Annotated in this window: 12 protein-coding genes; 2 read left to right on the top strand and 10 right to left on the bottom strand. The window is 30.0% G+C overall.

The genetic code is table 11. The features are described 5' to 3' along the window. Positions 1 to 68: 68 nt before the first annotated feature. The 7 genes from grpE to gpr form a co-directional block, all read right to left on the bottom strand. Complete coding sequence (gene grpE / locus WY13_RS16145; protein ID WP_063556616.1) at positions 69 to 710, bottom strand: nucleotide exchange factor GrpE; 642 nt, start codon at positions 708 to 710, stop codon at positions 69 to 71. Positions 711 to 760: 50 nt separating this feature from the next. Further along, on the bottom strand, positions 761 to 1,801 hold the full coding sequence (gene hrcA, locus WY13_RS16140; protein WP_063556615.1) for a heat-inducible transcriptional repressor HrcA: 1,041 nt from the start codon (positions 1,799 to 1,801) through the stop codon (positions 761 to 763). A 189-nt stretch (positions 1,802 to 1,990) separates the two neighbouring features. Beyond that, the gene (gene hemW, locus WY13_RS16135; RefSeq protein WP_063556614.1) at positions 1,991 to 3,139 is read right to left on the bottom strand and encodes a radical SAM family heme chaperone HemW; all 1,149 of its coding nucleotides are present in this window, start codon (positions 3,137 to 3,139) and stop codon (positions 1,991 to 1,993) included. A 48-nt stretch (positions 3,140 to 3,187) separates the two neighbouring features. Continuing rightward, the gene (gene lepA / locus WY13_RS16130; RefSeq protein WP_063556613.1) at positions 3,188 to 4,996 is read right to left on the bottom strand and encodes a translation elongation factor 4; all 1,809 of its coding nucleotides are present in this window, start codon (positions 4,994 to 4,996) and stop codon (positions 3,188 to 3,190) included. A gap of 121 nt (positions 4,997 to 5,117) precedes the next feature. Continuing rightward, a complete protein-coding gene (locus WY13_RS16125; protein ID WP_192845050.1) occupies positions 5,118 to 5,441 on the bottom strand; it encodes a hypothetical protein in 324 nt (107 codons plus the stop codon). A 98-nt stretch (positions 5,442 to 5,539) separates the two neighbouring features. Then, positions 5,540 to 6,613, bottom strand: coding sequence for a stage II sporulation protein P (locus WY13_RS16120; protein WP_431602470.1), 1,074 nt, complete (start codon positions 6,611 to 6,613; stop codon positions 5,540 to 5,542). A gap of 103 nt (positions 6,614 to 6,716) precedes the next feature. After that, on the bottom strand, positions 6,717 to 7,691 hold the full coding sequence (gene gpr / locus WY13_RS16115; protein ID WP_063556612.1) for a GPR endopeptidase: 975 nt from the start codon (positions 7,689 to 7,691) through the stop codon (positions 6,717 to 6,719). Between the two features lie 391 nt (positions 7,692 to 8,082). On the opposite strand from gpr, the gene rpsT reads away from it, so the two are divergent. Further along, positions 8,083 to 8,349: a 30S ribosomal protein S20 gene (gene rpsT, locus WY13_RS16110; protein ID WP_013237456.1), complete on the top strand. Its 267-nt coding sequence runs from the start codon at positions 8,083 to 8,085 to the stop codon at positions 8,347 to 8,349. Between the two features lie 29 nt (positions 8,350 to 8,378). Here rpsT and holA read toward each other — a convergent pair whose 3' ends face one another. The 3 genes from holA to WY13_RS16095 all read right to left on the bottom strand — a co-directional run bounded on the left by holA (position 8,379) and on the right by WY13_RS16095 (position 13,880). After that, positions 8,379 to 9,404 (bottom strand): DNA polymerase III subunit delta, encoded by a 1,026-nt coding sequence (gene holA / locus WY13_RS16105; protein ID WP_063556611.1) that lies wholly within the window; start codon positions 9,402 to 9,404, stop codon positions 8,379 to 8,381. A 17-nt stretch (positions 9,405 to 9,421) separates the two neighbouring features. Further along, the gene (locus tag WY13_RS16100) at positions 9,422 to 11,200 is read right to left on the bottom strand and encodes a ComEC/Rec2 family competence protein (protein ID WP_063556610.1); all 1,779 of its coding nucleotides are present in this window, start codon (positions 11,198 to 11,200) and stop codon (positions 9,422 to 9,424) included. A 91-nt stretch (positions 11,201 to 11,291) separates the two neighbouring features. After that, on the bottom strand, positions 11,292 to 13,880 hold the full coding sequence (locus tag WY13_RS16095) for a cation-translocating P-type ATPase (RefSeq protein WP_063556609.1): 2,589 nt from the start codon (positions 13,878 to 13,880) through the stop codon (positions 11,292 to 11,294). Between the two features lie 160 nt (positions 13,881 to 14,040). On the opposite strand from WY13_RS16095, the gene WY13_RS21940 reads away from it, so the two are divergent. Beyond that, entirely contained in the window at positions 14,041 to 14,265 is a 225-nt protein-coding gene (locus WY13_RS21940; protein ID WP_242866532.1) for a hypothetical protein, read from the top strand. Position 14,266: the final 1 nt, after the last annotated feature.

The following is a 14,266-nucleotide window of genomic DNA, read 5'->3' as shown; positions in this document are numbered from 1 at the left end:
AAATTTAACTACGTTAAAATTATATTGCATATATTTAATTCAAACAAATTTAACTTTGATGTTTAAACTTAATTTGCCACCTTAACCATGCTGTATCTAATTATTTTATCTTCTCTTTTGTATCCTTTTTGCAATACTTCTACTATAGAATTTTTATCATATTTATCATCTTCTATATGCATAACTGCATTATGTAGATTTGGGTCAAATTCTCCTTCACAAGGAATTTCCTCTACATTTAATTTTGAAAGGGCATTATTAAATTGTTTCATTGTCATCTCTATGCCCTTTTTCAAATCTTCTGCATTTCCTTCTACATTTATTGCCCTTTCCAGGTTATCTAACACTGGTAAAACTTCTTTTAATATATCCTTACAAGCATCGGAATAAATATTGTCCTTCTCTTTAACAGTTCTTTTTCTAAAGTTATCATACTCTGCCATAACTCTTGCAAGTCTATCTTTAATAGAATCCATTTCATTTATTGCCTTTTTATTTTCATCTTTTAATTTCAAATTTTCTTTTTTTAATTCTCCTAGCAAACTTATCTCTTTATCTTCTGTTTCTTCTACTTCCTCTTCTGAATTATCTTCTGTGCTTTCATCTACACTTTCATCTACAGTTTCATTATCTTTATCTTTTTTTTCATTTTCTGAATCATTTTCACATTCTTCATTAAGGTCTTTATTATCACCTTTATCCTTTAACATTTAGATACTTCCTCCAATCTAACATTTATACCTATTTTACAAAATTTATTTTATTTTTCATCAGAATAGGCATTACTTAAAATATAATTCATTTCCTTTACTACATTTGCAAGTATTGATATGACTTTAGAATAAGGTATCCTTGTAGGTCCTATGACTCCAATTTCACCTATAGGCCTTTCATTCAAACTGTAAACAGCAGATACAACGCTGCAATCTTCTGCACCTTCTGTATAATTTTCCTTCCCAATTTTTACTGAAATATTTGAATTACTATTCAGTAAGCTGCTAACTTTATCTTTATTATCCATCATAGATAAAAATTCTCTTGCCTTTTCTATATCCTTATATTCCGGATAATTAAAAATATTTGTAGCCCCCTGGGTATATATATTTGAATTATCTACACTATTTAGACTATCATACAATGCAGAAATTATATTATTAAATATATCCTCATATCCTTGGAAATCATTTTTTAAATTATTTATAACTTCTAAATTTATCTGTTCAGCACTTAAATTCTTTAATCTGACGTTTAGCATATTACTTAATTTAATAAGAGTATCATCTGAAATAGTTTTTCCTACCTTTATCAAATTGTTCTTTATAATACCACTATCAATTATAAGTACCAATAATATATTGGTGCTTGATTCTATGTTTATTAACTGTACATGCTTTATATAGCCCCTTTTAACTGAAGGTGCTCTAACTATAGAAGTAAGTTTGGTGAGCTCCGATAAAAGACAAACAGACTGCTTTAATATTTTATCAACCTCAAATAAAGCTGCATCTATAATCTGTGATTTTATTATATACATTTCTTCTTGGCTCAAATTTGGTATCTGCATCAATTTGTCAACATACAACCTGTATCCATTATTAGAAGGTATCCTTCCTGAAGAGCTGTGAAGTTGTTCTAAATAACCCATTTCCTCCAGATCCGCCATTTCATTTCTTATAGTAGCTGAACTTACACCTAAATTGTATTTTTTAGCTATGGTTCTGGATCCAACAGGCTCTGCAGTGTTTATATAATCATTTACTATTGCCTGAAGTATTTTTATTTTTCTTTCATCCATTTCCATAATATCACCTCTTTATTAGCACTCATTGTTGTTGAGTGCTAATCGCTATGATTAAAAAATATCACTCATAATTTTTTTTGTCAATACTATATAACTATATTATGAAGGTAAATAGTATGTTTTTTATAATTTAAAATAGAATTCATTGAGGTTTCTTACATTTGCTTAAAATATCTAATTCACTTAAAATTATGTCAATATAAAATCACACATTACACTGTTAGATACTTCTATTCCTCTTTTGCTTAAGTACAGCATATGTCCCTCTTTTATTAAAATACCCATGTTTATGTACTTTTCAATTACATTCCCATATACAGAATAAATATCCTTGTTAAATCTCCTATAGAAATCTTTTGTAGAAATTCCATCTATTTTTCTAAGGCCCATAAATACAAATTCCTCCATACTGTCACAGATAGAATTTTTATGTTTATCTAATCTTAAAAACTGGTTCAAATTTCCCTGTAAAATATATTCTTCTATATTTTTAGTATTTCTATACCTGTACCCGTCTATATAAGAATGGGCACCTGCCCCACAACCTATATATTCCTCCATGTTCCAATAAATTAAATTATGCTTGCATTTTCTATCTTTTTTTGAAAAATTGGATATTTCATATTGTTCATATCCCATTTTAGACAAAAAATCAAGTGTGAAATAATACATTTGTCTTTCTTCTTCTTCTCCAGGCAAATTCAAGCTTTTTGACTGATATGCATTGTAAAAAGGAGTACCTTTTTCCACTATAAGACTATAACAGGATATATGCTCCGGATTCAACTTAACTACATTTTGCAGTGATTCTTTCCAATCTTTTATTGTCTGACCTGGAAGACCAAACATAAGATCTATGTTTATATTTGAAAATCCAAATTTTCTTGCCATGTCATACGTCTTTAGAAAATCTTCTAAAGTATGAATTCTACCTATACATTTAAGTATAGAATTCTGCCAAGCCTGAAGACCTATACTGAGTCTATTTACTCCCATCTTACTTAAAACTTTGAATTTGTCTTCTGTAAATGTACCCGGATTACCTTCTACTGTAAATTCTAAATTATCTTCTGTATTTATTTTCTTTAATGCTTCATATATGTTATTCCAGGATTCTAATGATAAATAGGTGGGAGTCCCCCCACCTATAAATATAGTTCTTATTTTTCTATCTCCTATAGATTCTATATCTCTAGCCAGTGCTTTTGTATAATTTATCATAAGTTTTTCTTTTCCACTATAAGATGGGAAATCACAATAGAGGCACTTTTTTTTACAGAAGGGTATGTGTATATATAAAGCCACAGCCTTTTTACCATGTATATTTTTGCCTTGCATAAAACCACTTCCAACCTCCTATTTTCCTAACAAATTTCCTGTTATATGCTAATCCTCAGTTTTAAGTATAGCCATAAATGCTTCCTGAGGAATTTCTACGGAGCCAACCTGCCTCATTCTCTTCTTTCCTTCTTTTTGTTTTTCAAGAAGTTTTTTCTTTCTTGATATATCTCCTCCATAACATTTTGCAAGTACATCTTTTCTCATAGCCTTAACTGTTTCCCTTGCTATAATTTTTCCACCTACCGCTGCCTGTATTGGTATTTCAAAAAGCTGCCTTGGGATTATTTCCTTTAATCTTTCTGCTATACCTCTTCCTCTTTCATAAGCTCTCTCTTCTGGGACTATCATGGACAATGCATCTACCACTTCTCCATTTAAAAGTATATCAAGCTTTACTAATTCAGCAGCTTTATATCCTTTTAACTCATAGTCAAGTGAAGCATAACCCCTTGTTCTAGATTTTAATACATCAAAAAAGTCATATATTATTTCATTTAGTGGAATTTCATAATTTAAGGAAACTCTGGTAGTTTCTATATACTGCATATCTTTAAAAGTTCCCCTTCGATTTTGGGAAAGTTCCATAACTGCCCCCACGTATTCAGAAGGTGTTATTATTGATGCCTTTACTATAGGTTCCTCCATATACTTTATTTCTGAAGCTTCGGGCATATTTGTTGGATTTGTAAGTTCTATTACAGTACCATCTGTTTTTCCAATCTTATATATAACAGAAGGAGCTGTAGTTATTATGTCAAGGTTAAATTCTCTTTCTACCCTCTCCTGTATAACGTCCATATGCAAAAGTCCTAAAAATCCACATCTAAATCCAAACCCCAATGCTATAGAAGTTTCTGGTTCAAAGCACAAAGCTGCATCATTTACCTGAAGCTTTTCCAGTGCATCTTTAAGTTCACCATACTTTGCTCCATCTACGGGATATATACCACTATATACCATTGAAACAACAGGCCTGTATCCCTTCAGTGGCTCTTTGGCTTCTCTAGAAGCTTCGGTTACAGTATCTCCCACACGTGCATCTCTTACATTTTTAATGGATGCGGTAAAGTATCCTACATCTCCTGCTTTAAGTCCATCTCTTGGCATAAAATTAGGAACAAAAATTCCTGTTTCCGTAACTTCATACACTTTTCCTGTAACCATAAGTTTTATCTTCATTCCAGGTTTTATTACGCCTTCCATTACTCTTATATGACAAACTACTCCTCTATAGCTATCATAATTTGAATCAAATATAAGAGCTTTTAAAGGTGCATTTTCATCTCCCTCAGGAGCTGGCACTTTGCTTACTATTGCCTCTAAAACCTGTTCTATATTTAGTCCAGTTTTTGCAGAAACTGTTGGTGCATCAGATGCTTCTATTCCTATAACATCTTCTATCTCATTTTTTACCTCTTCAGGCCTTGCACTTGGCAAATCTATTTTATTTATTACAGGAACAATCTCTAAATCATGATCCAGTGCCAAATAACAATTTGCAAGGGTTTGTGCTTGTATGCCCTGAGTTGCATCCACAACTAAAATAGCACCTTCACAGGCTGCCAAACTTCTTGAAACCTCATAGTTAAAATCTACATGTCCCGGTGTATCTATAAGATTTAGTATATATTCTTCTCCTGAAGGTCTTTTATATATAAGTCTAACAGCCTGAGACTTTATAGTTATTCCTCTTTCTTTTTCCAACTCCATATTATCAAGTACCTGGGAGTCCATCTCCCTCTCAGTAAGAGTTCCTGTCTTTTCAATCAATCTATCCGCAAGTGTAGATTTACCATGGTCTATATGAGCAACTATAGAAAAATTTCTTATATGTTTTTGTCTTTCGCTCTGCATACTATTTTCCTCCAATACCTATGAAAAGTTAAAAGATTTTCATTACTTGATCAATCTCTAGCTTTTCTGTACGAATAACTACAGTAAATTATATCATAACAAATATGCAGTGAAAAGTACATTATTTAGGGAGCTTACTTTCTAGATTTTTAAATGTCTCTGAAGTTTTATTTATAATATAGGAAGTACCTGAATGTATTTTTTCTCCTACTATATTTATAACTTGTTTAGATCCGTTTTGAAAATTATAAACTATTTTATTATTTAGACATAATGAATACTCCCCTACATCAACTGTAAAGTCGAAGGGAGAAACAGTATAATTTATTTTAAAATCAGATTTATCTTTTATATATTTAGGAAGTCCTGCTGTTATAGTTACAAATCCGAAAAGTACTATCATAATGCAAAATATTATCACAGCCCTAATACCTTTTTTACTCAAAAAAAATCACCCCACATAGAAACTAGATTTAAAAGCATAAAGTTTCTATTATAAGGATGAACATTTTTACTAATTCTATACAAAATTTTTCAAATTTATCACTTATTGTTAAGTACCTCTGCTATTATTCTAGCAACATATTTACCTGTGGCTTTGGATTCATCTGAAGTGTTTATATCTGCTCCAATCTCCATTAGTATTGCATTGTTGCTCTTATCCTGATTAAAGTACCTTGTTCCATAATTATAGTAACAAACTCCCTTGCAAAGTCCTGGAAATAGCTTATTTGAAGTATCTATTATAGAATTTGCCATAGCCATGTTTTTATCAAAGTGAGGATTTTTTCTGGCCATAACCAACATAAATTTAGATATATTTTCTCCATTCATCCTGGCTGTAACAGATTTTTTATCATCTACAGAATCTCTGTGTAAATCTATTATAAGCTTAAAATCACCGTACTTTTTCAAATACTTGTCAAGTGTTACAGCAGATCTAGAATAACTTTGGGTATAAGCTTCTGCATCATGCACTGTTTTATCATTTATTGCAGATATGCCATAGTTGTTTTGAAGTTCATTTACTATTACATCTCCTACTGCGCATACATTTTGGGTAGTATCAAAACTATTTGCATCACCTGGCTTATAGCTTTCCGTAGTATGTGTATGATATATTAGCACCTCAGGTTTACTCGCATCTAAAGTTTTTTTAAGTTTTGGGTTATACACAGTTACATCTTTATTTTCCAGATTCAAATCATTTTGAGTATTTGATTTAGACGTACTTCCATTTTTTTTAATCTGTTTGTCATCTAACTTAAACTCATTAAAACTTATATCTTCATTTTTTGAATAGCCTAGTCCTAAAAAAGCCACCTCTCTTCCTAAAAGAGATTTTGGATTATTTATATCTAATCCTACGGTTTTCAAAATAGTATTTCCTATAGAAAAACAATTTTCTGCCATATCATCTTCAGAAAAAGAAGTAGTCTTTACTGTTGGCATTGCATAATTTAAAACTTCAACATAGAACATATTTCTCTTTACATTGCTGCTGTACGAATTGGCTTTTGCTATGCATGGCAAAATGATAACTAGTATTACCGTTAACATTAAAATACACATTTCTAATTTAGAATCACCTTTAAAATTAAATCTTCTGTAATTCAATATTTGACTGCTTTAAAATTTCTTAAAGCAATTCCCCCCTCTCATGTAAATTTAATACTGTTAATTTATATGAGAAGGAAATTAAAATTATCACAAGTGTAAATTAATTTAAATAAGTATTTATGTCCTCTAAATCAAGAGCAGGCTGGAGTGCTATGTTTATACCACCAGCAATTATTTTTGAAATTGAATCCATTACTAAATCCACATCTTTAGGAGTCACTATAATATTTTCCCCATAAGGTTCCATTATTTCTTGTATAACCCCTTGTTTTTCATCTTTATCCACAGATTTCAGCATCTTGTAAAATTCACTTCCGCCTTTACTTTTATTTATAAGATCATCTAAAAGTAAGTCAATGGTATCATTAGCCATAGTAGCCGCATCTACCACCGTAGGGACTCCTATAGCTATTACAGGCACTCCTAAGGTCTTCTGGCTCAATTCCATTCTCCTGTTTCCTATCCCAGAACCTGGAGATATTCCTGTGTTACCTATTTGTATTGTTGAATTTACCCTATCCATCTTTCTGGATGCCAGTGCATCTATACATACTATTAAATCTGGCTTTACCTTTTCACAAACTCCCCTTATAATTTCTCCTGTTTCAATTCCCGTAATTCCTAGTACTCCAGGAGATATGACACATACTGGCCTTATACCTTCATCTATTTTATCAGGCACAAGCTGCTTTAAATGCCTTGTTACCATTAATTTAGAAATAACTTTAGGTCCCAGTGAATCTGGAGTTATATTCCAATTGCCCAATCCTACAACTAATACCATGGCACTATCCTCTATTTTTATTACTCCTGATAACACTTTTCCAACTACTTTACTTACCTTATCTCTGATTTCACCATCGTAGTGGGTAAACTTAGGCATATCTATAGTTATATAAGATCCCTTTGGCTTTCCCATAGCCTTTTCTCCTATGTCATCTACTATTTTCACATATGTTATTCTTATGTCATCTTCAATTTTTTCCTCTGTCTCTACCCCTGGGACTTCTTCTCCTCTTTCTTTTCTACATACTTCTCTTGCCTCTACTGCTAGATCAGTTCTCACACTAAACATATTATCCGCTCCTAATTCAACTTTTATTTTTCTATCCGCTGGCTGCTATCCGTAATACTCCATCCACTTTAGGTGAAAGATATTAGGACTCTTGAACTTCAGCGATTTAGAGTTCTTATGCTGTGTATAACAGCTAGTACGCCCTTGGATAAGTTCTTCTTCTATAGGATTTCAAAATAATTGATAAGTTTATTATTAGCTGTTTTCATACTCAATATACCAACACATAACTTAAATTGACAATTGACAGCTTACAATGCACAAACAATGAAGATTTTTTACTTGAAGTAGTTGAAATTTAATGCTATAATATCATTTGTTAAATAGAATGACCCATTAGCAAGTTTCCCCAACGCTGTTGAGGTCTATAAAACTATAAGGGGGTGAAAGCATGGCAAATATAAAATCAGCAAAAAAAAGAATAAAAGTTATTGAAACAAAAACACTTAGAAATAAAATTATAAAGTCTTCATTAAAGACTACTATAAAAAAATTCTTAGCTTCTGTTGAAACTAAAAACGTAGAAGAAGCTAAAGTTAATTTTACAGCAGCTGTAAAAGCTTTGGATATGGCTGAATCAAAAGGTATAATCCACAAAAATAAAGCATCAAGAAATAAATCTAAATTGGCTTTTAAGTTAAATAAATTAACTGCATAATAAATAAACCGGTTTTAACCGGTTATTTATTATGCAGTTGTATTTATTATCAAAAGTTCCATTTCAGTTTTTTCATCTATAGATAAGCTCTTTATTCTCTTTTCTGTATTCAAACACAATACCACCGCTTTTTTTAGTTGATTTATTGTAAACTTTTTACTCTGTTTTACCATAATGCTGTAACCATATTCTGATTTTATGTTTAATTCTTTCATGATTTCTTCTTTGGTTATTCTCTCTTCCAGGCACATTTTTATTTTAAAAAGAAGGTTGAACTGTCTCTCTACCATAGATAAAATATAGCTTATTTTATACCCTTTATACATGAGTTCATTTAACATGTAAAGTGCATCTTTTATCTTTTTATCAGATATTGCATTTACCAAATCAAATATATCCTCATCACCGCTTCTTAAAAACATCTTTTTCATGTCTTCTCTCTCTATATTTCTTCCATAAGTATAACAGCACAATTTTTCTACTTCATTTTCTATTATACTCAAATTATTTTCGTTCATAAGGCTGCAGAATATCCTTAAATCCAATTTTTTTATATCTTTTCCACGCTCATAGAAAAATTCTTGAACTTTATTTTCCAGCTGTTTTCCCTTTACCTTGTCAGCTTTTACAACACAAATGTCCTTGTCAACGCTATATATTTTTCTTCCTGGTTTATCTCTTTTACTTTTAAATACATAGTAAAATATTAAAATGCAGTGCTTAGGTAGGTTTTTCAAGTAACTGTGTATGCTCTTAAATTCAGTGGACAATTTATTTTTATCTTCACCAAAAAAAGAAGCTCTATATACAAGTACAACTTTTTTTTCACTCATAAAAGGCAGTGTCTCACAGGCATTTATTACAGGATCAAAACTTTCAAGTGAACTTCCATCAAATTTCATATAATTTAAATCCATAAAATTAGGATTTATAACTTTTTTAATTAAAGCTTTTATATTTTCTTTTATAAGTAGTTCATCTATACCACAAAACAAGTAACAATTCCTCAAATCTCCCTTTTCTAAATTTTTTTCAAAGGTAAATATGTCTATCAATTTTACTCACTTCCATTTTAATCGCATATTGTAGGTATTTTAAAAATCATATTAAATATTATAACATAAGAAGTACTGCCTTCTAGTGGATTTTCATACTTTTTAGTTGCATTTTTATTTTTAGATTTAATTCTAGAAATAAATATGCAATTGTTTCTATTAAAAACTTCAGTATCATTTTTATTTCCATCATCAAATAGAATTTGGAACTCTTTATTCTTTACATGAAGTTTGGAATTCATATCATTATCTATCTTTAAATAGGAATTACTATTTATTATATAGGTAAAGTTTTTTACAGGATTGGTTATTACTTTTCCTATATACTGATCATCTTTTATATTTGTTATCCAACTGGAATGAAAGTCATCATAGCTGCATATCATAACTTTACTTATTCCCTGTTTTATAATTGCAGCCTTTCCATTGTCATTATTTATAAAAGTTATATTCATAAATGGTGTATAAACTCCTAAAAATACTAAAATAAAACATACTATTGGAACATATTTTAATTTTCTATATCCTTTTTTATACATTAGGAAGCTTACAAATACTGCAATAAAGGCAAGTCCGTCTATATACTTTAAATATATAACTTCAGGACATAGTTTCAAAACAACCATATTGGCACCATCTATGGCAGTAAAAATAACTTCCATAGCTTTACACAATAATTTAAATAAAGGTTCTACAAAGCATACACAAAGTGCAGCATTTCCTAAAACAACTATAATTGAAAAAAGGGGAAGCAAAAATAAATTGCCAAGCATAAATCCCCAGCTGAAATTTTGAATTGTAAATGCAATATAGGGTAGAGTAAATATTTGAGAACTAAAAGTTAGACTCATACTGGAGGCCAATTTTTGTGGAAGCATAAAAAGTTTTCTATAAATTTTCCCATTGTACAGAAGTATTCCAAGAGTTGCTAAAAAAGAAAGGTCAAATCCTAAATCCACTATATAATATGGTTTTACAGTTATTAAAATCAGAGCTGACAAGCTGAGAGAGGATATGCTATCATATTCTTTAAAAAATATTTTTGATAATTTAAATAAGAATATCATTATAAATGATCTCATAGTTGCAGCTGCCATGCCCGTAAAAAATACATAAAGTGCTGATACAATCACAGCTATTTTAAGTCCTACTATACTCTCCAATACCTGGTATATTATAGCCATATGAAAACCTGACACACTTACTGCATGAATTACTCCAAGTTTTTGAAACTTCTGCATTTCATCTTGACTAATGTATGAAGTTTCACCATAGCATAATGCCATAACAAGAGCTGATCTTTCTTCACCTATCACTTCTTTAAACTTTTCATATATATTTCTTTTAAATTCATATATGGAATATATAAAATCTTTTTTTCCAGTCTCATATTTTTTTATATAGTAAGTGCCTATTATACCTTTTTGTGCATTTAATTCTCTCTTAAAATCACCATATACCTTTATATTCTCTCCTTCCTTTAGCTTATCCAATTTATTTTTTAGTATGATTTTTCTTCCTCTATAATCTCCTATAAAATAGTAGCTTTTCTTTTCCACTACCCTAATTTGAGAAGGATCTTGGGGCCGTATATTAAAATACATATTGAAACTTACCACTCCAAAAATAAAAAAAATAGCACTTAAAATACAGAATTTAATCTTCAAAGTATAAAACATTATTATAAAAAAAGAAGCTGCTATTGCTGCAGCTATAAAAACATTATCTAAAAATACTAAAGCAGACAAAGACCCTAACGCCAAGGAGATAGAGTAAAACACCAATGGTCTTTTCATATCTTCCTTAACCTATTGTAGTAATAATCATAATATAATAAAGTCAAAAAATCCACCTCCTGTTACTTTATATTATCCAAAAAATAACAGGTTAAACATACTCATTTTTACTAAATTTATAGACCATACAAAATATAAACCAAATGACAGTGCCAATTAAAAAGATTTTCCAGTAATTTATGTCAAATAAAATTTGAAAGTTTCCTAAAACTAATATACCAATCAACTGAACAATAACATTTATAATTACAATTGCATTTGAATATATGTTATTAAAGAATTTTTCATTTGAAAAACTGTATATAAATAACACAGCACAAGTATTTAGTAATGAAATAGAAGTAAATAACGGAAATTTATTTTTTTGTATACTAGCAAAGTAAAAAACTCCAAATGCTAAAACTCCCATTAAAAATCCTCCAAAAACAATAAAACTCATGTTTTCTTTAATTATATCTTTATCAATAGTATACGTATCATAGTCTCCTTCTTCTTCCTTATACTGACACATAAGAGCTAGGGATGATAAAAATACAAGTGCACTGTTGAACCAGAGTGACTCCACAATCATATTATTCGAAATATTAAGGTCGAATAACAAACTTATCATTAAAAACACAAAAAAGCCGGTACTACAACTTATGATATACACAATCATTTTTTTTATCATATGCATAATTTTTCTTGAATCTTCTATGGTATCTATAATACTCATGAAATCCATGTTTTCTGTAAATATATCACATAATTTTTTTACTATGTTGCTCTTAGTATTAGTTATTCCAACATTAGACATCTTAAGTGCAGGCAAATCCGTTAGCTTCCACCCAGTTATAGCAGTTATATATCCATAACTTTTTAAAGTCTTAACTATCTTTACTTTATGCTTAGAATTTATCATAGAAAAAATACTAACCTTTCCTCCTATACGTTCAAATTCTTCTTCTGTCATGTTATCTATCTCCACACCAGAAATTATTTGTGAAAGCCTTGATACAAAATTTAGCTTTTTTCCTACAGATAAAGCTGTAAGTTTATTATCTTCTGTAATTATAATAGGCTTAATGGAAAGTGAAAGAGCCTTCTTTATAGAATTTACTGCATTTTCTTTGAGCATATTATCAAAACCAATTAACCCTACAAAAACTAAGTTACTCTCAATATTTTCTTTAGGACTCGGTTCATAGTTGAAATTTCTATAGGCAAATGCTACCACATAAAGGCAATCATTAGCCATACTAATATCCGCATCTTTTATAGCCTTTATATCTTCTTCTGTTATATCAACTTCTACACCATTTTTCATCATATGAGTACATCTATCTATGATAGAATCCGCTGCTCCCTTTACATGAGCTCTGTATTTGTCATCCATTCTATTTACAGTTGTCATTATACGTCTTTCACTATCGAATAAAATTTGAAATACTCTCTTATGTCTTTTGTCTAAATCTTTTTTATCCATTCCATTTTGTTGACAAAATTTTATAAGAGCCTGTTCTACTAAATGTTCTCTAGAATTTTCTATATTACCATTTATAGATTTAACATCATTGCATAGAAGCCCTATATGCATCATTCTATACAAGCTTTCATGTATGCCATCCTCTAAAGCTTCCTCACTAATATCAATGAATCCAGTACTTCCATAAGCTTTTACAATATCCATTTTATTTTTAGAAAAAGCCCCAACTTTATCTGTACAGACAGTGGATATCTCTGAAAGTTTTTCTACACTAGACAAATCCTTAAAATTTATATTCTTTTTTTCTAGATTTTTAAATAAAATAATTCCCATAAGTAAAATTATTACTGACAATGTCTGAGGCAAGGAAAGTAAATATACATTTGCTACTCTCTTTAAGGTATAATAGATTTCATGATGAAATATGTAATTGGATACTCCTCCAGCAATTAGAAGACCAAAAATTAAAATTTCACTAAATATATTAAAAATCTTATTGAGCCTAAAACCAAAAGATTTCCTATCCGCTTCTTCTTTCAGTAAAAGTTTCACCATGTTAGCTACTTGAGTATCCATTCCCACAGCTATAACTATTCCTGTACCATCTCCTGAAACAACGGAAGATGATTTAAATAGTACATTTTTCATATCTGAAAGTGTCAGTTCATTATCATCTATTTTGGATTCATATTTTTCCGATATAAAGCTTTCTCCTGTAACGGAGCATTCATCTATTTTTAAATCATTGCTCTCTATAATTCTCATATCAGCTGGTACTAATTGACCTTGTTCAACTATAACTATATCTCCTACTACCAATTCTTCAAAAGGTATCCTCATAGTTCTTCCATCTCTTATTACCCTGGCTATTCCAAAATTTAATTTTCTCAGTTCTTTAAAATTTCTCTCTTCCTTATATTGTTCTAGTGCTACAGCAAAAATATTTAAAAATATTATAAGTAGAGACAAAGATGTCTGTATAAACATACCTAAGTAGGAAAATATGGCAGCACATAAAATTAAAGATATAACCCATATCTCCTTAAACTGCACCATAATAAGATGAAACAAACTTTTACTATCCGGCATAGCAATGTGATTTTTCCCATATTTTTCCCTAAGCGGGACAATTTGATCTTCATCAAGTCCATAGTATGTATTACTATTTAATTCCTTTACTATTTCACTCCAGGAACGTTTGTACCACTCAATCATATATTAACACCTTCCATTTCCAGGTCTAAAGCTATTAGCAATTTATACTTAATATAATTATCATCTTTTTAATAATCGTTTAGTTATATTACATACTTTAATATTACGTCTAAAATATGGTATAATGCAAACATTATGTTAAGTTTTTTGAATATTTACTTTGAAAGAAGGAATGACGTTGGCAGTACAGATAATACTTGTAATGTTCATAGTTGGAATTGCACTTGGATTTGTAGGGGCAGGTGGTTCTGGATTTATAATATCCATTTTGACTGTAATTTTTGGTTTTACCATTCATGTATCCCTTGGAACTGCTTTAGCTGCAATGATTTTTCATCCATATCTGGAGCTTTTAGCCACTATAGAGAAGGCGACGCTGTACTAAA

The organism is Clostridium ljungdahlii, assembly GCF_001636845.1.
GTDB lineage: Bacteria > Bacillota > Clostridia > Clostridiales > Clostridiaceae > Clostridium_B > Clostridium_B ljungdahlii_A.
The sequence above is the reverse complement of the archived record's forward strand: the minus strand, read 5'-3'. Positions and strand labels throughout refer to the sequence as shown.